The 24,130-nt window shown below is 60.6% G+C and carries 12 protein-coding genes, 4 pseudogenes and 1 other annotated feature; of the genes and pseudogenes, 3 read left to right on the top strand and 13 right to left on the bottom strand.

Annotated elements, in window-relative coordinates; genetic code table 11:
- Positions 1-155: 155 nt before the first annotated feature.
- The 4 genes from OMP40_RS41665 to OMP40_RS13365 form a co-directional block, all read right to left on the bottom strand.
- A complete protein-coding gene (locus OMP40_RS41665; protein WP_420871971.1) occupies positions 156-413 on the bottom strand; it encodes an alpha-L-rhamnosidase C-terminal domain-containing protein in 258 nt (85 codons plus the stop codon).
- A 1,956-nt stretch (positions 414-2,369) separates the two neighbouring features.
- Positions 2,370-4,052 (bottom strand): ABC transporter permease, encoded by a 1,683-nt coding sequence (locus OMP40_RS43095; protein ID WP_277531922.1) that lies wholly within the window; start codon positions 4,050-4,052, stop codon positions 2,370-2,372.
- A 148-nt stretch (positions 4,053-4,200) separates the two neighbouring features.
- On the bottom strand, positions 4,201-4,527 hold the full coding sequence (locus OMP40_RS13370) for a hypothetical protein (RefSeq protein ID WP_277531921.1): 327 nt from the start codon (positions 4,525-4,527) through the stop codon (positions 4,201-4,203).
- Positions 4,508-5,827 carry an ABC transporter substrate-binding protein gene (locus OMP40_RS13365; RefSeq protein ID WP_277531919.1) on the bottom strand — a complete coding sequence of 440 codons (1,320 nt, stop codon included), beginning with the start codon at positions 5,825-5,827 and terminating at the stop codon, positions 4,508-4,510. The genes OMP40_RS13370 and OMP40_RS13365 overlap by 20 nt, the downstream gene beginning before the upstream one ends.
- A 377-nt stretch (positions 5,828-6,204) precedes the next feature.
- Here OMP40_RS13365 and OMP40_RS13360 point away from each other — a divergent pair, with 377 nt between their 5' ends.
- Positions 6,205-7,269 carry a LacI family DNA-binding transcriptional regulator gene (locus OMP40_RS13360; RefSeq protein WP_277531918.1) on the top strand — a complete coding sequence of 355 codons (1,065 nt, stop codon included), beginning with the start codon at positions 6,205-6,207 and terminating at the stop codon, positions 7,267-7,269.
- 584 nt (positions 7,270-7,853) lie between these two features.
- Here OMP40_RS13360 and OMP40_RS13355 read toward each other — a convergent pair.
- From OMP40_RS13355 to OMP40_RS13340, 4 genes and pseudogenes are all read right to left on the bottom strand, one after another.
- Positions 7,854-10,417: pseudogene (locus OMP40_RS13355) on the bottom strand (heavy metal translocating P-type ATPase).
- Between the two features lie 98 nt (positions 10,418-10,515).
- Positions 10,516-10,875 (bottom strand): metal-sensitive transcriptional regulator, encoded by a 360-nt coding sequence (locus tag OMP40_RS13350; RefSeq protein ID WP_277531917.1) that lies wholly within the window; start codon positions 10,873-10,875, stop codon positions 10,516-10,518.
- A 1,086-nt stretch (positions 10,876-11,961) separates the two neighbouring features.
- The gene (locus OMP40_RS13345; protein WP_277531915.1) at positions 11,962-12,342 is read right to left on the bottom strand and encodes a substrate-binding domain-containing protein; all 381 of its coding nucleotides are present in this window, start codon (positions 12,340-12,342) and stop codon (positions 11,962-11,964) included.
- A 20-nt stretch (positions 12,343-12,362) separates the two neighbouring features.
- Positions 12,363-13,025: pseudogene (locus OMP40_RS13340) on the bottom strand (LacI family DNA-binding transcriptional regulator); the annotation flags it as partial.
- A gap of 158 nt (positions 13,026-13,183) precedes the next feature.
- Here OMP40_RS13340 and OMP40_RS13335 point away from each other — a divergent pair.
- Positions 13,184-15,742 (top strand): discoidin domain-containing protein, encoded by a 2,559-nt coding sequence (locus OMP40_RS13335; RefSeq protein WP_277533170.1) that lies wholly within the window; start codon positions 13,184-13,186, stop codon positions 15,740-15,742.
- A gap of 73 nt (positions 15,743-15,815) precedes the next feature.
- Here OMP40_RS13335 and melA read toward each other — a convergent pair.
- A pseudogene (gene melA / locus OMP40_RS13330) lies at positions 15,816-17,115 on the bottom strand (alpha-galactosidase).
- A 137-nt stretch (positions 17,116-17,252) separates the two neighbouring features.
- Between melA and OMP40_RS13325 the strand changes: the two are divergent.
- Entirely contained in the window at positions 17,253-18,107 is an 855-nt protein-coding gene (locus tag OMP40_RS13325; RefSeq protein ID WP_277531914.1) for a helix-turn-helix domain-containing protein, read from the top strand.
- A gap of 525 nt (positions 18,108-18,632) precedes the next feature.
- On the opposite strand, the gene OMP40_RS13320 is transcribed toward OMP40_RS13325, so the two are convergent.
- From OMP40_RS13320 to OMP40_RS13305, 4 genes and pseudogenes are all read right to left on the bottom strand, one after another.
- A complete protein-coding gene (locus tag OMP40_RS13320) occupies positions 18,633-20,201 on the bottom strand; it encodes a 2-isopropylmalate synthase (protein WP_277531913.1) in 1,569 nt (522 codons plus the stop codon).
- 94 nt (positions 20,202-20,295) lie between these two features.
- Positions 20,296-20,529, bottom strand: a binding site (T-box leader).
- Between the two features lie 518 nt (positions 20,530-21,047).
- Positions 21,048-22,397 (bottom strand): GGDEF domain-containing protein, encoded by a 1,350-nt coding sequence (locus tag OMP40_RS43090; protein WP_277531912.1) that lies wholly within the window; start codon positions 22,395-22,397, stop codon positions 21,048-21,050.
- Between the two features lie 724 nt (positions 22,398-23,121).
- Complete coding sequence (locus OMP40_RS13310) at positions 23,122-23,619, bottom strand: aldose 1-epimerase (protein WP_277531911.1); 498 nt, start codon at positions 23,617-23,619, stop codon at positions 23,122-23,124.
- 4 nt (positions 23,620-23,623) lie between these two features.
- Positions 23,624-24,130, bottom strand: a pseudogene (locus OMP40_RS13305) (aldose epimerase family protein); the annotation flags it as partial.

The following is a 24,130-nucleotide window of genomic DNA, read 5'->3' as shown; positions in this document are numbered from 1 at the left end:
CCGCGAATGCATGAAAAAGCCGCCGAAGCCCATCTCCTTGAGGACGCCGATCTGGCGGATCAGCTCCTCCTGCCGAAGCTCGCCGTTCCAGGACCAGAACGGCTTGCCGCGGTAATCGACGGGCGGACGTTCGAACTGTTCCTGCAGCAGGCCGCTCATCTCGATCCGCTCCTCTCCGACTGCGCCTCCAACGATTCGCCGCCCCGGCGAACCCTCGCCGCGACGCCTGCGACAACGACCTCGACGCCTTCCGGAACGTGAATCTCGCCCGTCAATTCTCCTCCCGTCTCGCGCCGCCAGGAGACGGCGATCGTACCGCGCGGCGTGTGCACGGTGCCCGAGCAGCTTGCGATGCCGCCGACCGCCGTCGGTTCGAAGCGAACCGCCGCGAACCCCGGCGACAAGCACGTCACGCCCAGCACCGTCTCGGAGATCCACTTGACCGGCGTGCTCGACCAGGAATGGCACAGGCTGATCCGGTAAGAGCCGTACGACTCGTAGGTCGTCAGCGCGTCGTGGTAGTCGTCCCCCGCGTACGCATCGGTGTAGGTCTCCCAAAAAGGTCGTGGCGCCGCGGTCAAGCATGCCGCCCCAGACCTGCTCGATGATGCCGTAGGCGCGTTCGTGCATGCCGTACCGGGAGCAGCATTCGGCGAACTGGTAGGCGGACAGCGGCGTCACCGGATCGGCCAGCTCGTAGCTCGATAGAAACGCCCGCGCCCGCGCCTCGCCCACCATGCCGGCCGAGATGCCGAGCGCTTTTACCGCCAGCCGGTTGTCCGGACGCATGAATTCGTCCTCGTGCGTCAGCGGCTGCGGAGGCAGCCGTCCGATACCGAGCGCCGGCAGATCCGCCGACAGCCTGCCCAGCGCGGAGAGCGTCATGCCGTAGATCGCCTGCAGCCCCGAAGCCCGTTCCTCCTCGGTAAGCGGCACCCATTCGATCAGGATGCTGCCCTCCGGCGACAGCCGGCCCGTCGATTCATCCGTATTTTCGAACACCCATCCCGCATGACGCCGCAGCGGTTCGCTCATTTCCAGCGCAAACGCGCGGTCTCCCGTATAAAAAACATATTCGGCCACGGCCTGAATCCACCACAGCGTGTACTCGCAGATGCCGTTCATCCATTTGCCATGCGGCGTGCCCTCTCCCAGCTCGCGAAGCGCGCGCCGGATGACGGCCTTGTCGTCCCACAGGAAATAGCACGAGCGCGCCGCCATGTACAGGTCGAACGTCCAGTTGAGCCGGTCGCGCTTGATGCCGTCCCAGAGCCCGATCTGATGGCAAATCCGGCTCGTATGGGCGGATACGTCATAGACGAGCGGCAATCGGGTCGCGTCCGACGCGAACGAGCCGGTCTGCTCCAACGCGACCTGCACCGCCTCGAAGCGAACCGACGCGGCAAACGCCGCCCCCGCCTCGCCGAGGAAAAACAGGCGCACGAAGCGCATGCCCTGCGGCAGCGTATGCAGCGACTCGCCCGGCACGGCGCTGAACCATTCCGTAATGCAGCCGTCGTAGCGCTCCAGCTCCTGCATCGATTCCGCGCCGTTCCAGAGCACGGTAATCGCGGAGGTCCCTTCGTTGACGAGCCGGATCCGCGCATTATGCTCGCGCCCGAGATCGACCGTCGCCTGCGGCAGCGCGGCGAGATCGAGCCGCCGCTGCGCCGCCCGGCGAAGCTTCCATTCGTTTTGCTTGCGGAGGTGGTAGAACAGCTCCAATCGCTCGGGCACCGGCTCCTCCAGCGGCGCTCCGCCGATACCGGCCAGCGTGCCGCCGAAGCGCCAGGCGCCGCCGCCCGCGGGCGATGCGTCCACGCTTGAGCGTTCCGGCACGGCCGGATCTTCCAGCGGCGTCGCGGCGATGTCGCCGTAGCCGCCGCGCACGAACCAATCCGGCGACGACTCGAGGTCGCCGAACGGCTCCTCGCCGAGCAGGGCGACGACGTCGGCGCGCTCTCCGTCCGCGAGCCAGTCCTCGCCGCTCGGCAGCCATAGCCCTTCGCCTTCGACAAATCCGATAAAACCGACCGTGCGCGCGTGCAGGTAGGCGTTGACGTCGGCGATCGGATAGACGTCGTTCGCCACGATCTCGACGCTCAGCGCGTGCCGGCCCGCCGGGATCGACGCGGGGAAGCCGGCGACGCTCGTAAACGCCGCGGCCGCGGACGGAGATTCGGCGATGCGGCCGACGATGTCGCCGTTCCAGCGGACGACGGCCTCGCCCGTGAGCGCCGCGCGAAACGCGGCCCCTTCGACGGGCGCGTCCATATTCAGATGCGCGATCAGCGTCAAGCTGCGTTGTTGATGGCGTTCCCGATGCCAGATCCACTTGGGAAGCGCGCGGTTGTTAGCGATGTCCAAGGTCAGTCAGCCTCTTTCCGGGCAATTCGGTACGCGCTCACGCCTTCACGGCGCCGGTGACCATGCCTTCGATGTAGTACTTCATGCCGAACAGAATGAGCAGGATCGTCGGCACGCTGCCGACGATATAGGCGGCGAAGGACAGTCCGATGTCCGTCCGTCCCGACCGGTTGAGCCCGACCGCGGCCATCGTGAACGTCTGGTGCTCCTGGCTCAGCACGATAAACGGCCACAGGTAATCGCTGTATACCGCAAGGAAGGTGACGATCGCGACGGTGACGAGGATCGGCAGGCTCAGCGGCAGCGCGATTCGGGAGTAGACGTAAAATTCGCCGCCGCCGTCGATCCGGGCCGCCTCGAACAGCTCCTGCGGCAGCGACTCGTAAAAAGGTGCGGCATAGCATGATGCCGAGCAGCTGAGTGCCTGCGATGTAGGGCAGAATCAGACCCAGGTAGCTGTTCGTGAAGCCCAGATTGTTGATAATCGCGTAAAGCGGCACGATATTGAGCAGCGAGGGAATCATCATGACGCCGATCAGCATCAGGTACAGCAAGCCGCGCAAAGGGAAGCGGTGCCGGGCGAAAACGAAGCCGGACAGCGAACCGAGCAGCACGGCGCCCAGCACGGTGACAAAGCAGACGTATAACGAATGGCCGATGCTGGCTTTGACGGCGTCCCAGGCGGCCGAATAATTTTCCCATTTGAGCGTGGACGGCAGACCCCAGAAATCGACGAGAATCTCAATCTGGTCCTTGAACGAGAAGTAGATCAGCAGAAAAAAAGGCACGAGCGTCGCGACGAGAAGCGCAACAAGCACGGCGGAGCCCGCCCATTTCGACATGCGCGCGGTCATGGCAGGACCTCCTGAGTAGTCGGTTTTGAGAAACTTCATATTAAACAGCGTCAGCGCGAGAATAACGAGGAACAACGAGACGCCGATCGCGGAGCCGTAGCCGTACTGCGAGCTGCCGAACGCGGCGTTGTACATGATCATCGCCGGGTTGGTCGTCGCGACGCCGGGGCCGCCGCCCGTCATAACCATGATCTTGACGAAGTCTTGGAGGCTGCCGATGATCGTCAGAATGGTCACCACTTTGAATTGAGGCACGAGGAACGGCAGATGAATTCGGGTGAAAACCTGCCAGCCGTTCGCGCCGTCGATCCGGGCCGCCTCGATCTGCTCCTGGCTCATGTTGCCGATGGCCGCGTAGAAGATCAGGAACGGAAGGCCGGCGATAAACGGGAAATTGTAAAAAACGATCGCCCATAGCGCGGTGCTGTCCTCGCCAAGCCATGCGTGAACCCAGCTCTCCAGGCCTACGAGCGTCAGCAGTTGGTTGAGCAAACCGTTGTTCGGGTCGTAAATGTTCTGCCACAGCAGGATCGTCACGATGCCGGGCAGCAGCATCGGCAGGATGAAGCCGGTTCGGAACGTATATTTGATTCTCGGTCCGCCGATCAAGAAGATCAGCTCCGCGGCGATCAACGGAAATACGATCGCTTTGACCACGTCCGTCAGCGTGTAGATAACTTGGTTGACGGCGCCTGTCCGGAAGCTCGAATCGCCGAACATGGTCCGGAAGTTATGCAGCCCGGTCCACTTGGACTGCACGAGATTCCAATCGGTAAAGGAATGGAAAAACGCGAGAATGACGGGATAGTAAAGAAAGACGACGATAAACAAAAAAAGAGGGCAACAAAAACAAATAGGAAAGCCCGTATCTTTTCCATCGCGCCGTATTCATGGCATCAGCTCCTTGGAAGCGGGACTCGCGCCGGCCCTGGCGGTCGGGAGCGCCGTCGGGCGCCCGCCGGACCGCTTGCGCGCGGGTTTACGGATTGGTCTTGGGGTCGAGGTCGAATTTGTTGTCCGCGATGTACTTTTCGTTGGTCTTTTTCGTAAAATCCGCTTTCTTCTGCAGGAACTGCTCGAGCGTAATCTTGTCGTTGTAGTATTGCAGCTCCAGCGACTTCCCTTCGGCGGTCGCGTTCGGTTCGCCGGCCGGGTTGCCGTTGGCGATCTGTCCGATCGAACCGTTCATGTTGCCGGCGACCTTAAAGCCGTCCAGATACGAATTGACGACATCCGGCAGCGTGACGCCCTTGACAAGGCTCGGCCCCTGTACGAACTGGCCGGCGTCAATCGTCGTCGTGAACACCTTTTGCGCTTCGTCGGGCGAGTAAAGGAATTGCAGGAAGTCCTCGGCGCGCGCGACCGTGTCGGCGTCCTTCTTGGCGGTGACGGCGATCTGGTGGCCCGGCACGAGAATACCGCGCGGGTCGCCCGGGAAGTTCGGATCGGCTTCTTTGAAGCCGGGGGAACTTGAAGGTGCCCCATTCGAAGCCTTTGTCGCCCAGCGCCTGCTGATCCTTGAGAATCTGGCCGACCTGCCAGCTGCCGTTCCAGTAGGCGGCCGCCTTGCCCGAGATGAACAGCTGATACGCGTCGGCGTCCTTCATCGTCGCGTAGCCGGGCTGCAGATAAGTCGACAATTGCTTCAGCGTGGACCAGATTTTCTGCTCTGCCGGACCCAGCAGATCGTATTTGCCCGACTTCCACAGCGCCATCGTCCGCTCCGCGTCGACGACCGCGCCGATGTCGAAGAACGGATTGGCCGGATCGTATTTGACTTTGCCGTTGATCGCCTCGACTTCAGGCGTATTGCGGGCGTCACCCGGCTGCACGAGGATGTCCGGAATCAGGGAACGGTTCGCCCAGTCCTCGAAAGCGCCCACCATCCAGCCTTCGTAGTCGGAGCCGGTCGCCTGCGACATCGAGAGCGGGATGATCTTCTGGTCCTTGAGCTTCTGCAGGTCGGCGAACAGGTCTTCCCAGGTCGTCGGCGCCTCGGTAATGCCGGCCTTCGCGAACAGGTCCTTGTTGTAATAAAAGCCCGTGCCGACCAGATCGAACGGCAGCATGAAAATGTCGCCGTCGGAGGTGTACGCGTAAGGCCAGTAATCGCCGTTGATGCCGTCGTAAAGCGTCGTGCCGTTGTTGTAGGCATTGGGCGCCTTCACGAAATCGTTCAGCTTCAGGATGTAGCCCTTCTTCACGTTGTTGGCCGGCGTATCGCCGAGCAGGTTGGCGTGCACGATATCCGGCGCATCGTCGCCGCCTGCCGCCATCTTGGCCTGGAAGGACGTCTGGTAGGTCGTGTTGTCGGACACGATGTCGATCTTGACGGTCGTCTCCGGATGAAGCTTCTGATAATCTTCCGCCGCCAGCTGGAGGCCTGCCGTATAGTAGTTGGTGATCGTGGAGAAAACGATCGTCTTCTTGGCTTTGGGCTCGCCGGCCGATGCGGAAGCGGTTCCGGAGGCGGATACGGATGAAGATGCCCCGGCATCCGAAGCCGAGGGCGAAGCATTGCCGTTGCCTTTCGAGCCGGAGCAGGCGGAGAGCGAAGCGACGGCGAGCGAGGAAGCGAGCAGCAAAGCCGTTTTTTTGACGAACATTCATTTGTGAAGTTCCCCTTTCCAAATGAGTTTTTAGTAAAACGTTTTTATTCACTGGTGCCATACAGCGCTTAAATTCGAGAATAAATGCCGCGATTACGGAATTCGTCTCCGTTGACGATTGCCCCCGTGCTCGTTTTCCGCGCTGTAAGCCCTTTCTTTTTCCTTGCACATTCAGCATAGCATTTTCCGCAACGTATTCTCAACATTAAAATAAAACGTTTTTATTACTCAAAAAAAACCGCGTCGCATAAGGGTTTTTGAGAAAAACGCCTATTAAAACGCTACCAAAATCGGCATGCTTGGATGAATTCGATGCCTATATACGCATGATTTATGCTATATTTATAAAAACGTTTTAAGCGAGGTTGCAGCCGATGGTTACAATCAAAGATATAGCTCGGGAAGCCGGCGTCTCCATCTCGACCGTCTCGTTCGCGTTTAACGGCACGGCGCCCGTCGCCCCCGAGACGAAGGCCCGCATCATGGAAGTCATCAAGCGGCTGAACTACCAGCCGAATTCCGCGGCCCGCGGACTCGTGACGCGCAAGACGAACACCGTCTGCCTGTTCACGCCGCATCCCGCCACCGACTTCTTCTCCTTTTCCGGCAACAATAACTTCAACGACCTGCTGCAGGGAATCGGCGAGGTGCTCGACCACAAGGATTACAATCTGCTGCTCGCTTGGGACAGTCTCGGCCATAAGACCAAGACGCCCAAGCTCGTCAAGCTGATGCGCGAGCGGGCGATGGACGGCGTGCTGATCTGCTTGCCCGAACACGATTTTCAGACGATCGAAGAGCTGACCGAACAAAATTTCCCCGTCGTCATCGTAGGAAGCAACAGTCAAGCGAACCGCGTCAACTCGGTGGACGTGGACAATTACGAGATCTCGTATAAAAACACGCGCCATCTGCTCGGACTCGGCCATCGCCGGATCGCCTTCATCAGTCCCGGACCGCTTAATTACCTGGTATGCGAGGACCGGTACGAGGGCTTCAAGGACGCGATGGAGGAAGCGGGACTGCGGCTTAGGGACGACTATTTGTACATCGGCGACGAAAAGGAACAGAGCGGCTACAAGGCCGCGGAACGCTTCCTGACGCTGAAGGAGCCGCCGACGGCACTCGTCGCGGGACGGGACGCGCAGGCGGTCGGCGTCATCGACTACGCCAGGGCGCACGGCGTCTCGGTGCCCAGCGACCTCGCGATCGTCAGCTTCGAGAACAGCGCCGCCGCCGTCAAGTACGGCATCTCCTCCGCCACGACCAACCTGTACGAGATCGGCAAGGAAGGCGCGCGTCTCATGCTGAAGCTGCTCGGCCGCAAGAAAGACCGGGCGCCGCAAAACGTCGTCATTCCCTCCGAGCTGGTCGTGCGCGAGAGCTGCGGTGGGCACGCGGACGCTTTGAAGGACGACGCGGCGGCCGCGGCGGACTAAAGGCGCATAAAACCGTCAGGAAAGATGGCGTTGGGCCGGGAATCCGAAGCTTGATTTGCCTGTAACGCCGGTCACCGGCTCATCCGCCATCCGCCATCCGTTCCGATGAGCCGGCCGCTCGTGTCTGCTCCGCAACGCTCGGTTGTGCGCCGCGACCCACGTTATTTCGCCGCAATGCCTGCAAATATACATCTATTTTTTAATGCTCTCGCCCCTATAGGTCGAAAAGATGCAATTATGCAGCTTTTTACCTCCATCAGCCGGAACCTCGGCTTGTTCTTTGAAATTACCTGCATATTTGCATGTATTTCACCGCCAGCCCTTCGTCGGCAGAAAATTCATGTACAGATGCAGGTATTTCGCCTGCAAAACCTCGGGAAAGTCGACCTGCGTACATCGAACAAGCGCCTTTTCTTCTCCCATTGTCGATCGGCCCCATAGCGCTAAAAAAAGGGATGAGGCAGAGCCGCGCTCTGCTTCATCCCTTTTGCGTTTTGCCTCAATGCCGAGGATCTGCCGGCCTCCGGACAACGCTTCGTCGTACGTTAAGGATAATGGTTCAGGGGTTATCGGCGGAGGCGGCGTCAGGGACGCAGCTTCGCCCGCTGCAGCCGCAGCGCGTTCAGCACGACGGACACCGAGCTGAGCGCCATCGCCGCGCCGGCGACCCACGGAGCCAGCAGTCCGATCGCCGCGACGGGGATGCCGATTGTATTGTAGCCGAGCGCCCAGAACAGGTTTTGACGGATGTTGCGCATCGTGAGCCGGCTCATCTCGATCGCGTCGGGGATGCTTGCGAGATCGCCCCGCATGAGCGTGACGTCCGCTGCCTCCATCGCGACGTCCGTTCCCGTCCCCACCGCCATGCCGACGTCGGCTGTCGCGAGCGCCGGCGCGTCGTTGATGCCGTCGCCGACCATCGCGACCTTTCGGCCCGCTGCCTGCAGCTTTTTCACCTCTGCCGCCTTGCCCTCCGGCAGCACCTCCGCCAGCACGCGGGAGATGCCGACCTGGGCCGCGATCGTCGCAGCCGTGCGCGCGTTGTCCCCCCGTGATCATGACGACCTCGATCCCCATCGCCCGCAGACGGCCGATCGCCGCGGCGGAAGTATCCTTCACCGTGTCCGCTACCGCTACGATACCGGCGTAAGAGCCGTCGACCGCCGCGAGCATCGCCGTCTTTCCCGCTCCCTCGAGCCGCGTCATCGTCTCCGAAGCCGCCGTTCCGATCGCCGCGCCCTCCCGCTCCAGAAGACGGCGCGTGCCGACCAGCACCTGCCTGCCCTCCACGGCCGCACGCACGCCGTAACCGGGCAGCGCCTCGAACGATTCGGCATCCGGCAGCGCGATGCCCCGCTCGCGAATGCCCGCTACGATCGCTTCAGCAAGCGGATGCTCGGAGTTTTTCTCAGCAGCGCCGACGAGCCGCAGCAGTTGGGAGGCCTTATCCCCTTCGCTCAGCACGGACGTCGCCGCAGGTCCGTCCCCTTGCCTTTCGTTAAGGCGTTTTGCCGCCTTGCGAACCTTATCCCCTTCGCTCAGGAATGCCTCAGCTTCCGCTGTTTCGTCTGCGACGATGACATCCGTCAATTCCGGCTTGCCCCTCGTGACGGTACCCGTTTTATCCAGCACGACCGTATCGATGCCCTGCGTCAACTCCAGATGCTCGCCGCCCTTGAACAGGATGCCGAATTCGGCGGCCCGGCCCGAACCCGCCATGATCGAAGTCGGCGTCGCCAGGCCGAGCGCGCAAGGACACGCGATAACCAGGATCGCGATCGCCTTCTCCAGCGCTCCCGCGAAGTCCCAGGGCTGCACGAAGAAATACCAGACGAGAAACGCCAGGGCCGCGATGCCGACCACGATCGGCACGAAGATGCCGGATATCGCGTCCGCCACGCGTTGAATCGGCGCCTTGGAGCCTTGCGCTTCCTCGACGACCTTGACGATCTGCGCGAGCGCCGAGTCCTTGCCGACCTTGGTTGCGCGGATTCGGAGCCGTCCGTTTTTGTTGACCGTCGCGCCGATGACGGCGTCGCCCGCCTTTTTGCCGACCGGCAAGCTCTCCCCCGTCAGCATCGATTCGTCGACGGCAGACTCTCCCTCGATGACTTCGCCGTCGACAGGTACTTTCTCGCCCGGGCGGACCAGTAAGATATCGCCGCGCACGACTTCTTCCACAGGGATCGCGAGCTCCGCGCCGTCTCTTAGGACAAGCGCCGTTTTCGCCTGAAGGCCCATCAGCGATTTGATCGCCTCGGACGTGCGGCCTTTGGCCAATCGCTCGAACCATTTTCCCAGCAGCACCAGCGTGATCAGGATCGCGCTCGTCTCATAGTACATCGGCGGCGCGTGGTGCACACCCATTCCGGCGGACGCCCAGTCGATCGTCAGGTACAAACTGTAAAAATAAGCGGCGGAGGTGCCGAGCGAGACGAGGACGTCCATGTTCGCGCTACCGTTGCGCAGCGCTTTGTAGGCGCCGACGTAGAAGGCGCGGCCGATATAAAACTGTACGGGCGTCGCCAGCGCCAACTGAAACCAGGGATTCATGAACAGCTCCGACACGTAGATCCAGTCGGTAAAAGTAAAATGGCCGACCATGCTCCAGAGCAGGGGGGAGCGATAGGATGGCGGATAGCAGCAATTTGCGAAGTTGGCGGCTGCGTTCGGCTGCGCGGCGATCCGCTCCGGCGTCTTCCGTTTCGTCGCGCTTTGGCGTCGCCTTATAACCAAGCTGCTCTACCTTATGCTGCATGTCGGCTACCGACACCGCGCCCGATGCATATTCGACCCGGGCCGTTTCCAGCGCCAGATTGACGGACGCGGCACTGACGCCCGGCAGCTTGCCGAGACCCTTTTCGATCCGTGCTGCGCAGGCGGCGCAGGTCATGCCTTCGATCGAGAAGTCCACCGTCTTCATCGCGGTATCGTAGCCCAGCTTGCGGATCGTCTCCTCCATGGCGCCGATGCCGACGCGCGACGGGTCGTAGCTGACACTCGCCGTTTCCATTGCGAAGTTGACGTTGGCCGCGTCGACGCCTTCAAGTTTGCCGAGGCCTTTCTCGATGCGGTTCGCGCAAGCTGCGCAGGTCATCCCCGTTATCGCCAAGGTCGCCTGCTCCGTATCTTTCGAGTTCGACTTCATTGTGTACAATACCCCCCAACCCTATAAATTTGTCCATAAGAAAACGGCGTATCCGCCGCGGATGGTTAATTTGGCTGATTGATTCATTAAAGCGCTCTTTACTTAATAAGCTTGTTCATCGTCGTCATCAACTCGGCCAGCACGTCCGTGTCGCCCTCCTGAATCCGCTCGACGACGCAGCTCTTGAGATGATGCTCGAGCAGCAGCTTGCCCACGCCGTTCAACGCCGATTGCACGGACGCGATCTGATTCAGCACGTCGTCGCAATAAGTATCCCGCTCGATCAGGCCTTTAATGCCCCTCACTTGGCCTTCGATGCGATTCAGCCTGCTGATCAGACTGCTCTTGACCTTGTCCGAGTGGTGGCTTTTGCGCTCTCCGCCCTCGTGGTGGCAGGACTCGGCCTCGTCGCCGTGCAAGAGCGGCTTGTAGGCTTCGGGATTAACGGTATCGCTCATGATCGCAGCCCCCTTCTCTTGTAGCAATTATACTCCCCCACCCTATATAAAAGCAAGCGAAAAGATGAGTTTCTGCACAGGGCTTAGCGGGCCTGCGAGGTAATAGCGGCAGGGTTTGCCGCTATTTCGCCTGTGTAGCGGGCCTGCGGGGCGATAGCGGCAGGGTTTGCCGCTAAGCCCTCCCGTGTGTGGCCAGGCGGAGACGATAGCGGCTTTTGCAGCCGCTAAGCGCTTGCGACGGGAGCTATGGTGCGAATAGCGGAACTTTTTGCCGCTAAGCCACTGCGCCGGGTTGGCTACGTTGCGAATAGCGGAACTTTTTGCCGCTAGGCCACTGCGCCGGGTTGGCTATGGTGCGATTAGCGGAAATTTCTTCCGCTAAGCCACTGCGCGGGGTTGGCTATGGTGCGATTAGCGGAAATTTCTTCCGCTAAGCCACTGCCCCTTGGCGGCTATGGGGCGAATAGCGGAACTTTCTTCCGCTAAGCCACTGCCCCTTGGCGGCTACAGTGCGAATAGCGGAACTTTTTGCCGCTAAGCCACTGCGCCGGGTTGGCTATGGTGCGAATAGCGGAACTTTTTGCCGCTAAGCCACTGCGCCAGGGTGGCTACGTTGCGAATAGCGGAACTTTCTTCCGCTAAGCCACTGCGCCGGGTTGGCTACGTTGCGAATAGCGGAACTTTCTTCCGCTAAGCCACTGCGCCGGGTTGGCTATGGTGCGAATAGCGGAACTTTCTTCCGCTAAGCCACTGCGCCGAGGCGGCTATGGTGCGAATAGCGGAACTTTCTTCCGCTAAGCCACTGCGCCGGGTTGGCTATGGTGCGAATAGCGGAACTTTCTTCCGCTAAGCCACTGCGCCGGGTTGGCTATGGTGCGAATAGCGGAACTTTCTTCCGCTAAGCCACTGCGCCAGGGTGGCTATGGTGCGAATAGCGGAACTTTCTTCCGCTAAGCCACTGCCCCTTGGCGGCTACGTTGCGAATAGCGGAACTTTCTTCCGCTAAGCGCCCGCGCCGAATTTTTTTTGAAGCGAACAAAGGATCTTTTGCCGCTAAGCTCTATATCGCCAGGTGAGACCACGCGCTCAATAAAACCGCAGCCCTGTGTCGCGCGACGCCGGATCGCTCGATGCGCGGACGACGAGCTGGGTCGGGATGACGAGCTTGCGCGCCGGCGAGCGCTTGTCCGCGACGATCTCCAGCAGCAGCTTGGTCGCCTCCGCGCCGATGTCGTACAGCGGCGCCTTCACGCTCGTAATGCCGTGATGCTCCGCGAGCGTCGTATTGTCGAAGCCGGTGACGGCCAGCTGCCCCGGCGTCCCAAGTCCCGCCTGCCTCGCCGCGGCGATCGCGCCAAGCGCCAGCATGTCCCGGCCGGCCACGATCGCCGTGGGCGGATGCGGCAGCGCGAGCAGCTCCGCGGCGATCCGGTAGCCGGTCTCCGCGCTGAAATCGCCGACCCGCACGTACTCGGGCGCAGGGGCAGACCGCTAAGCGTCATCGCACGCTGGTAACCGGTGAGCCGGTAGAAGCTCAGCATCGTATCGAGCGGGCACGGCGCGATAAAGGCGATGTCCGTGTGTCCGAGCTCGATCAGATGCCGGGTCGCCATCTGCGCGCCGGCGATGTTGTCCATGTCGACCGAATGATAATCGGTCCGGTTGGACAGCTCCCCGAGCGTCACGAGCGGAACGTCGTTGTCCAGCAGCAAGCCCGGAATCGGATCGTCCACATGCGGGCTCGGGTAAATAACGCCGCCGATCGCGCCCGAACCGATAATCTCGCGCTCGATGTCGGGCAGCTGCTTGTGCCACAGCAGCGTCAGACGGCTGCCCGACTGGCGCAGCTGCTCGCCGACCCCTCTCAATAAATCGAGAAACGTCTCGTCGAGGTACATTCGATCCTTATCCTCGAACGCCTCCGGCACGAACAGCGCGATCTCCATCGCGTTCCTGGACGGGACGACGCTCCGGACGGTCGGCCGATAATTCAAGCGGGCGATCGCATCGCCGATTTTTTTTCGGGCCGCTTCGCTGACCGGCGCGCTGTCGTTCAAGTAATTGGACACGGTCGCCGGCGCGACGCCCGCTGCCTGCGCCACGTCCCTGATCGTCACCTTCAATGTCGGAACACCTCTTATTTTAGCCATACGCGCGCTTTTCTCCCCATTTTAACACCGAGCCGTCTCTTGAACAATTTGACGTTCTATATTTTGTTTAATTAAACATCAATTAAATATTTATTGACGATTTACTTTTTTTTTAGTTATGATCTCGGCGAAAGCGATTACAAGGAGGGATTGAATTGATGAAAAGAAAAGCAAGCCTGCGTGGACTGGCGCTGCTGTTGCTGCTGGCGATCGCCTTTCCAACCAATGCGTTCGCGGTCGTGAGCGGCTCGACGTCGGCCGGCTGGAACGTGTTCGACCCGTCTACAGGCGGCTCCTACCGGTACGGACCGTCGATGATCCTGAACGCGGACAACAGCATCGACATGTGGACCTGCGCCCCCGGCGCGGCCGGCGCCTGGGACTACATTCGCTACAAGCGCTCTCCCGACAACGGCGCGACCTGGGGCAGCGAGTCCATTGCCCTACAGCCGACAGCCGGCGCGCGCGACGCCTACTCGGTATGCGATCCCGGCGTCGTCAAGTTCGGCGGCTACTACTACATGGGCTATACGTCCACGGAAAACGGAAACGGAACCGACAACGACATCTATGTCGCGCGGTCCGCAAGCGTTACCGGACCATGGGAAAAGTGGAACGGCAGCGGCTGGGGCGGCGCGTCCCCGCAGCCGTTCATCGTCTTCGACGACGCGCCGATCGACACGTACGGCGCCGGCGAGCCTAGCTTCGTCGTCAAGGATTCCACGCTTTACATCTACTACACCTGGCTCAGCCGCGATCCGTCCACCGGCAAGCCGGTCAATCAGACGCGCGTGCGCACGGCCTCGACGACCAACGCCAACTGGCCGGGCAGCATGACGTATCAAGGCGTCGCCATCAACCGGGACTTGGACGGAGACGATTCCACCGATCATAAGTACGTCCCCTCGATGAACAAATTTATCGCGATCGGCACAGCCAGAAGGTTCGGTCCTTTCGCTTTCATCAAGCTGTACGAATCGGCGGACGGCATCACGTACAAGCCGGCCACCCTGCCTAAGAACTTTATCAGCGTCGCGGCCCACAACGCGGGCATCACCGGCAACGAGCTCGGACAATTCGATACGTCGAAAAACAACCGGATCGCGTACGCCTACGGCACTGTGTGGGCCTATTGGTATACCGCGATGAATCCGATCTCGCTGACCGACAGCGCGCTGCCCGCGGTGCCGATCATTAAAGCCGCAATCGCCGGCAACGGTCAGGCGACGCTTCACTTCCGCACGTCCGGCGTTGCGGGAGAGACGTACAAAGTCAAATACGGAACCGCCAGCGGCAGTTATACGTCGACGCTAACCGGCATAACCGCAAGCCCGTATACCGTCACCGGTCTGACGAACGGCACGCCTTACTACTTCACGGTCGTCGCAAGCAATGCGAGCGGAGACAGCGGCAACGCGCAGCAGGTCAGCGCCACGCCGCTCGCCTTGACGGCCAGCCCGCGCAGCGGCGTGACCGTATCCAGCCAGATCGCCGGCTGGGAAGCTTCGAAGGCGATCGACGCGGATCCGAACACGACCTGGTCGAGCGCGGGCCACTCGAGCAACGCAAGCACGGAATGGGTCACGGTCGATACCGGCGCCGCGCGCATGGTCCAGCGCGTCACGCTGACGCCGCGACAGCCCAACGAGCTCTCTTATCCAAGCAAGTTCAACATTCAGGTGAGCACGGACAACGCAACCTGGGTGAATGCGGACTACGATATCCGGCAGTATCGGATCGAGTCGCCGGCCCGCAACGTATACGATTTTAACGAACCGCTCTACGGCAGGTACGTGCGCATCTATGCGACCGAGCTGGGTCACGACGAGAATCAGCCTTGGGGCTTTCAGCTTCAGCTGGGAGACGTGAAGATCGAGGAGATTCCGTACGGCACCTCGCAGTCGTCCGCAATCGCGGGCTGGGATGGCGCCAAGGTATTGGACGACATCCAGACGACGGTATGGTCGAGCAGCGCTCATAGCGCGGCCGCCTCCACGGAATGGCTCGCCATCGATATGGGCGCAGCGAGACAGATTGGAGCGGTCAAGGTGACGCCTCGCATATCCGGCGTGGCTTTCCCCGTCGACTTCAAGTTCCAGTCGAGCGTCGACGGCACGACGTGGACGGACATCGCGGGCGCTTCGTATACCGGATATGCCAATCCAGGCTCCGCGACGCAGACGTTTAAATTCGGCAGCGGCGTCAATGCCCGATATGTCCGCATGTACGCGACCAAGCTGGGCGCGGACGATTACGGCAATTACTATATGCAGATCGCCGACATGAGGCCCGACACGCTGCCGCCGCGCACGCCGGCTTCCTCTTCCTCGATCGCCGGCTGGGAGACCGCCAAGGTAGCGGACGGACAGAACAACACGTACTGGTCGAGCGCCGGTCACACGTCCGCGGCCGCCACGGAGTGGGCATCGATCGATACGGGCAGCGTGCAGAGCTGGAGCGGCCTTCGCGTCCGTCCGCGTCCGGACGCCGGCTTCCCGGTCAATTTTAAGCTCCAATCGAGTCTCGACGGTACGAACTGGACCGATATCGTCGGTCATGACTACGTGGATTACTACAATCCGCAAAGCACGACGCAAGTCTTCCCATTCAGCACCCTGGTATCTGCCCGCTACTTCCGGATGTACGCGACCAAGCTGAGCGCCGACTCCTTCGGCAATTACTACATGCAGCTCGGCGAGATCATCGCCGATCACTAAAGGCCGTCACGCGGCAAACAGGCCCTTGCGCATTCGCAAGGGCCTGTTTTTGTCTTGCGCTATCGCGCAAAAATCAACGGAACTTCGGCAGCCAGTCGCCGTGCGCTTCGATCAGATCGTCGCACAGCGAGACGATGTCGTCCATCGACAGTTCGGCGGACGTGTGCGGATCAAGCAGCGCGGCGTGGTAAATGTGCTCCTTCTTGCCCGTCACCGCAGCTTCGATGGTGAGCAGTTGGGTGTTGATGTTCGTCCGGTTGAGCGCGGCGAGCTGCGGCGGCAGATCCCCCCACGTACGTCGGCGTCACGCCCGAAGCGTCCACCAGGCACGGCACCTCGACGCAAGCTTCCTTCGGCAGGTTGGTGATCAGGCCGGTGTTCATGACGTTGCCGCCGATCTTGAACGGCACGTTCGTCTCCATCGCATCGAAGATGTAGGAGGCGTATTCGTGCGAGCGTTCGTGCGTCAGCGTCGCGTTGTTCACGATGCTGTCGCGCATCTCTTGCCAGCCCTTGATCTGTTCGATGCAGCGGCGCGGATACTCGTCCAGCGGAATGTTGAAGCGCTCGATCAGCTCCGGGTAGTTTTTCTTGATGAAATACGGGTGGTACTCGGCGTTGTGCTCGCTCGATTCCGTGACATAGTAGCCGAACTTCAGCATCAGCTCGTAGCGGACCATGTCGTGATGCTTTTCCTTTTGCTTTTCGGCCGCGCGGCGCTTGATCTCCGGATACAAGTCGACGCCGTCTTTGGTCACCTCGAGCAGCCAGGCCATATGGTTGATGCCCGCGATACGCGAACGCACGCCTTCCTTCTCCATGCCGAGTCCGTCGAACAAGTGATCCACGCACACCTGCACGCTATGGCACAGGCCGACCGTTTTTACGCCGCCATGCGTATTCATGACGTTGGTCAGCACGGCCATCGGATTCGTATAATTCAGGAACCAGGCGTCCGGACAAACCTCGCGGATGTCGCGGGCGAAGTCCATCATGACCGGAATCGTGCGCAGATTGCGGAAGATGCCGCCGATGCCCAGCGTGTCCGCGATCGTCTGGCGAAGTCCGTACTTCTTCGGCACCTCGAAGTCGGTGATCGTGCAAGGATCGTAGCCGCCGACCTGAATGGCATTGACGACGTATTTGGCGCCGCGCAGCGCTTCCTTGCGATCGGAATAAGCGACGATTCGGCACTTGCTGCCGTTCGAAGCCTGGATGTTGCGAAGCATGCTCTCGGATTCCTTCAGCCGCTCCGGATTGATATCGAACAATGCCAGCTCAAAGCCTTGGAGCGAGGGCACGAGCATGCTGTCGCCCAGTACATTTTTGACGAATACCGTACTGCCCGCTCCGAGGAACGTGATCTTGGACATAAGAAAATAGCCTCCCTGATTCCCGGTAGAATTAAGCCTATCTGCGATTTATAATAAATAAAAAGCGCTTCCGGGAATATGGAACAATACGTTCAACTTATGGAATAATGTAGTCTATCATGTGGAGGGTAATCATCATGTCCAATCCGTTCAGCCGCACGTCCGTGCATCCGAATCCCCGCGCTTCCGCGACATTGTCCGTTCTGTTCGCGGGGCACTCGCAGACCGAACCTGAGCATCGGATGGGACCGCAGAAGCTGGACCACTTCCTCATCCATACGGTCGCAGAGGGCAAAGGATGGTACAGATGCCGCGACAGGCACTACGACCTCGGGGAAGGCGACAGCTTCGTCATTTTTCCGGGCGAGATGTACGTCTACGAGTCGGATAAGGAACGGCCGTGGCGGTACCGCTGGATCGCCTTCCACGGTCCCGATGCCGAGCGCTGGCTCGCCGCGGCGGGCGTCGACGCGCTGCATCCCATCGTGCGGGGCGGCAGCGAAGAAGCGCTGCGCGCGATGCGGGCGGTGGACGGCGCGTTCGCCAAAAAAAGCTGGACCGCCGAATGGGAAGGGGAGGGCTGGCTGCGGCTCGCGTTCGCGGCTTGGGCCAGGGCGAACCGCCCCGCCGGACCGGCTGCCGGCGTCGAGCCGCGCAGCCTCGCCGCCGTCGAGGCGGACCGGGCCGCGCGCTGGCTGCAGGCACAGCAGTCCGACCCCTCCGTCACGATCGCGCGGATGGCCGCCGAGCTCGGCTACCACCGCACGCATCTGACGAAGCTGTTCAAACGGGAGACGGGAATGACGCCCGTCGCCTACCTGCAGCAGCTGCGCATCGAGCGCGCCAGCTCGCTGCTCGCCGAGCCGCTCTCCGTCGAAGAGGTCGCCCTGTCCGTCGGGTACAGCGACCCGCTCTACTTTTCCAAATCGTTCAAGAAGCTGACGGGCCAGACGCCCTCGGCGTACCGGCGGCGGGTGCGGAGCGGGGTTTAAGTGCTTAACCTAACAAAAATCCGCCCGCTCGTATTCTCTCGGACGTACTGGAATTTTATTCCACAATCGTTCATCACACTATTTTGTCCGTCTCGCGAGCCTGTAGAGTAACTTTTTGCGCCTACAGCACCATTTAGTCCGTCTCGCGAGCCTCTAGAGTAACTTTTTGCCCTTACAGTACCATTTTGACCGTCTCGTGAGCCTGTAGAGTAACTTTTTGCCCTTACAGCACCATTTTGACGGTCCCGCGAGCCTCTAGAGTAACTTTTTGCCCTTACAGCACCATTTTGACCGTCTCGTGAGCCTGTAGAGTAACTTTTTGCCCTTACAACACCATTTAGTCCGTCTCGCGAGCCTGTAGAGTAACTTTTTGCCCTTACAGCACCATTTTGACCGTCCCGCGAGCCTGTAGAGAAACTTTTTTCCCCTACAGCACCCTATCCGCCCGCCCCACTGGCATATAAAACAAAACGGACAGCCGCGCGTCCCTCCGGACGACCTACGCGACTGCCCAATTGCCCTCCCCTAGCCGATCGCCACTACCGCTTCCTCGCCCGGCGCCGAATCGAGCACGATGGCGTTGATGCCGTTCAGGAACGCCAGCGCGCTCGCCTTGATAATATCGGTGTCCATCGCGCGCCCGGCGTACGTCTTGCCGTCGTATTCGAGCTGGATGTTCACCCGGCCGACCGCTTCTTCCCCTCTGGAGAGGCTGTTGATCTTATAGTGCTTCAGCCGCACCTCGAAGCCCGCGAGCTCCCGGATGACGCCGAACAGCGCGTCGATCGGACCGTCGCCGACCGCGCTGCCCTTGAGCGTCTCCGCGCCTCGGCGCAGCTTGACCGTGGCGGTCGGACACAGCTCGTTCGTGACGACCTGGAACGACTCCAGCTCGAACAGCCGCGCGGCGACCGCTTCGTCCTTCGGCTGCGCTTCGCGATGCCCGTTCACGAGCGCGAACACGTCGTGATCGTACACTTCCTTGCGCGCGTCGGCGAGCGCCAGGAACTTCTCGAAGAGCGCCTCGAAGTCGGCGTCGTCCTTCGGCTCGAAGCCCATGCGCGCAGCGGCGTGCTTGAACGCGTGCCGGCCGGACCGCGCCGTCAGCACAAGCTCCATGCTCTCGGCCCCGACCTCCTCCGGAGACATAATTTCATACACGCGCTTATCTTTGAGCAGGCCGTCCTGGTGGATGCCGGAGGAGTGGGCAAATGCGTTTTCGCCTGTAATCGCCTTGTTGACCTGCACGTCGAGACCCGTCAGGTGCGTCAGCAGCCTGGACGTCGGGAGCAGCTCCGTCGTGCGGATGCCGGTGGAGCACCCGAACAGCGCCTCCCGGACCTTCAGCGCCATGACGACTTCTTCGAGTGACGTATTGCCGGCGCGCTCGCCCAGACCGTTCACGGTGACTTCGACCTTGTCCGCGCCGCCCCGGATCGCGCTCAGCGTGTTCGCCGTCGCGAGGCCCAGATCGTTGTGGCAATGAACGCTCAGAATGACGCGCTCGTCGAGGTTTTTGAGCCGCTCGTTGATGCGCCGGATCAGCTCGCCGAATTCATGCGGCTCCGCGTAGCCGACCGTGTCCGGCACGTTGATCATCGTCGCGCCGGCCTTGACGACCGCCTCGATCGTGCGCCATAAATAGTCGAAATCGGATCGCGACGCGTCCTCGGTCGAATACTGCACGTGCGGCAGCAGCGACTTGGCGTACTTTACGGCTTCGACGCCCATTTCCATGACCGCGTCTTTCGAACGGTTGAACTTTTTCTCGACGTGAATGTTCGACGTGCCGAGCACGATATGAATAAGCGGCTGGTCCGCTTCCTTGATGCTCTCGTAGACGGCGTCGATGTCGCTCTTGACGGCGCGCGCCAGCGCGGTCACCGACATCTGGCGTCCGACCGCGCGGGTGACGGCTTGCACGGACTCGAAGTCTCCGCGGGACGATGCGGGAAATCCCGCTTCGACGATATCGACCTTCAAGCGTTCCAGTTGGCGGGCGAATTCGACCTTCTGCACGGCGTTCAACTTGGCTCCCGGCACCTGCTCCCCGTCCCTCAACGTCGTGTCCAATACGATAATTTTGCGGCTCATGGGAAATCCCCCTTATTGGCGTTTGATGGGTGAATCTATGTGAAGCAGGCTCGTTTAAACCCGGAATTTAAACGACAAAAAACCCCGTCTCTGTTATAGAGACGGGGTTTAACCCGCGGTACCACTCTAATTCGTTCCCGGCATGCGGAAACAATCTCGTTCGATGGCCAACACCATCTATCCTTGTAACGGCGGAATCCCGGTTTACCCTACATATCAGGCAACTGTTCATAGAGGAGTTCAACGTGACTCGCGCTGCCGTTTCGCACCGACCAACGGCTCTCTGAAAGGCGACTTCACATCTACTGGTTCTAATCAACACATTTGGCTTATGAAGTTATCGGTAATTATAGGCCGGCCGGCAAGCGGTTGTCAACAGGCATTTATCATGCCTTGTCTGCGGCGCCTTTATTCGCCAAGCTGAACCGCGGTGGGGCGGCCGATCGTTGGTGGGTCGTTGGCAGTTCGTTTGGCCGGTCGTTTGGCAGTTCGTTTGGCCAGTCGTTTGGCCGGTCGTTTGGCAGTTCGTTTGGCAGTTCGTTTGGCCGGTCGTTTGCCGATCGTCGCCCGCGTCGTTCTTTCGCCGCAATGCCTGCAAATCTACATCTATTTTCGCCGGAATCGACCCTTTCGGGCAAAAAAAGATGCAAAAATACATTTATTTCCCTTCAGAGGCCAAACTTCCGGCTTGTACTTTAACTTTGCCTGCACATTTGCAGGCATTTCACCAAGTGTCGCGGGTCGGCAGAAAATACATGCGTATATGCAGTTTTTGGGCCCGCCAAACCTCCGAAAGACGCCGGCACGCCGAAAGCGAGGCTCACGGTCCGCAAATCGCCGCTGATTTTATACAAAGCCGCCTACTGCCGCCCCGCCAGCCCGTAATCGTTGCGGCTGCGCCGCTTCACCGCGTACATCGCCTTGTCCGCGCCGTGCATCAACGCGTCGCCGTCCATGCCGTCCTGCGGATAGAGGCTTGCGCCGATGCTCATCGCGATGGGGATCTCCTGGCCTTCGCAGATGAGCCGGCTGGCGTCGACGGACGCGCGCAGAAGCCGGATCGTCTCTTCGAGCGCCTCGCCCGACGTCAGCCCGGGGAGAAGCAGCACGAATTCGTCGCCGCCGAGTCTCGCCGCCAGCCCCCCGTTCCGCGACCGCCTCCCGCAGCAGCCTCGACGTATGAAGCAGCGCCTCGTCGCCTGCTTTGTGACCGTACTTGTCGTTGATATCCTTGAAGTAATCCAGGTCGATCAGAACAATGCCGACCAGACTGTCCTGCCGCTTCGCTTCGGCCACCGTCGATTCCAGTCGCTCGTAAAAATACCTGCGGTTGGGCAGCCGCGTCAGCGGATCGTGATAAGCGAGATACCTGATCTCCTCCTGGTACTCCCGCTGCGCCGTCACGTCCCGCACGATCAGGATGATGTGCGGTTCGTTGTCCACCGTGATGAAATCGCCGTCCAGCAGCACGTCGAGACGCCTGCTCGCCCCTTGCACGGTCGCTTCGTAGTCCTTGATCTCGCGGGCAGCGCGCACCCGCTCGCGGACGACGCCCTTCACCAGCGAATAGAACGCCTCGCGATCCTCGCACATGTCGCCGATCAGCTGCTCCGCGGCGGGATTCGCTTCGCGGACCGCGCCCGACCGGTCCAGCAGCAGGATGGCGGCCGGATTGAGGTGGAACAGCTTCTCGTAGCGCTTGTCCGCGAAGTTCAGGAAATCGTGGCGCCGCATCGTCAATCTCAATACGAAGCACCATAAAAGCCCGCAATAAATATAAGGGTATGGCGGCATAAACGAACCGTATTTGAAGAGCCCGAACGCGACGATCCAAAGCGCCGTCACGACGACGCCCCAAACGGTAAGTGTATACAGGGACTTCATTTCTGCCGAGGCCGCGCGGATCCTGGCCTTCAGCAGCGGAAACAGATACAGCAGACTGACGGAGGTACTGACGACCAGCGCGGCATAGTACGAAGCGTTGTAAACCGGCTGCTTCCACATCCCGATCTCCGCGAAGCGCTGGGCCGAGATCATCTCCTGCGCGCCGAAGATCGAGAACAGCGGGAACAGCGCCGGCAAATAAAAAACGTAAGGGTACAAATAGCGCGGCATCCGCTCGTCCATCCCCGTCAGCTTGGCGATAAAATGAAACCCAAGCCCGGGTATCAGAATCCCCGTATTGCTGAACCACAAGGCGGCCAGCGCGGGGCTGTACGAGATCGGAAGCAGTTGGCGGACGTACTCCTCCAGGAATAGCGAAGAATAGCACAGCGTCAGGACGCTGATCAGCCGGTGCTCCGTTTTTTTTCGGATTGCGGATCAGCACGTCGAGCCCCATGCAAATGAATAGCGCAAGCGGAAGAAGATGCGTAAATAGCGGTATGAGAGCTTGCTGCAGGCTCATCGTGTCCTCACTTCTTTCGCGCCGAAAGGACTGAATGCAAAATTAAAGGAAGTGGATTCATTTTATCGCATAAATCGACAAAGTGTCCATTCCCGATTCGCTTGTTTGCGGTAAATGAGAAAAAGCCGCCCGCCCTCCCTTTCTTTTGCGCGTTGGCGCTCAGAAACGGATAGTGACGACTTTATTTTTGGTCATTGCGTTATCGCGGCTAGCTTCGGACTCAGGAGCCCTTATTTTTGGTTATTTCGAATTCGCGGCCCGTTTGCGGACTCAGGAGCCCTTATTCCGAAATTGCCGGCCCGTTTTCGCCTTGGCTCGAGTCGATAAGGTTCCTCCAGTCCGATACGATTGCAAATGGACCTTTTTTTTGCGAAATAGCGACTTCTGAGTCCGCTACCCTCTGCCGCCATCGAGTCAGCAGTGTAAGTTGTGACTTCTCCGTTACTCCGATAGACGGCAAATCCCCGGCAATACGGCCTGCCGTATCGCCGGGGGATTCCCGCTTCCGCTACATTACGATTGTTCCGCCTCGCACGGCTCCACGGCGATGCTGCAAGCCAGCGATGCGGACGCGTAAGGCGCGAGCACCCGCATGCCCGTCGCATCCGGCGGCAGCGCCAGATTAAACGCGTTGGTCACGCACGTATACGGCTCGGGGCAAACGAAGCGCCGCCGGCCGTCGCCATTGTGCAGCACCCAGGCGCCAAAGGCGCGTTCCGCGCGATAGCGCACGCGAATGCGGGCTTCCGGATCGGTCAGCACCGCTTCGTTGGCGCCTTCGCCGGCGGCCTCGAAGACGTCGTCCAAGGCGACGCCATCGAGTGGCATCCCCTGTCGAAGCTGCACGCCCCGCGCGTCCTCCACCATCTCGCCCGTCGGCAGGAAGCGCGCATCCAGCTGCCAACGGCGGCCTACCGGCGCCGCGAACGTACAGGACGCCGACGATGAATTCGCGCCCAGCGGGAGGTTGAAGGCCGTGTGATACCCAAGCCCCCCAAGGCATCGCGGCATCGCTCTCGTTGTGCACGTCGATCCGCTGAACGAGCGCGTTCTCCAGCAGCTCGACCCGCATGACGAGACGGAAGCGATGCGGAAATTGCGCGGTCACCGACGGATGAAGCGCGGAATCGAACGCCGTGACCAGTCTTGCGCGCTCTTCATCCTTGCCGCAAGAAACAACTTCCCACGCCTTGTCGTGCACGAAGCCGTGCGCGTGGGAGCCGGTCGCCGGATCGTTGACGTCGAGCCGGTAGGCTCTGCCTCCAAATTCGAACGCGCCGCCGGCAATACGGTTGGGCGGAAACAGCACCGGGATACCGTACAGCATCGGCGCGGACTCATACGCCATAACTGACGCCGGCGTTCGCAGCAGCTCCACGCCCGATGCCTTGCAGCGGAGCGAGACGACGCGGCTACCCAGGGTCGGGACGATCGTCGCCTGCAGCCGGCCGTTCTCGATCAGGACGCCCGGCCGTCCCAGCCAGGCGACGAGGCGGCCGCCATGTACATCTTCCGGCCGCAC

This window comes from Cohnella rhizosphaerae (genome assembly GCF_029525575.1).
GTDB lineage: Bacteria > Bacillota > Bacilli > Paenibacillales > Paenibacillaceae > Cohnella > Cohnella rhizosphaerae.
Note: the sequence above shows the minus strand (reverse complement) of the source record. Positions and strands in the feature narration are given on the sequence as shown.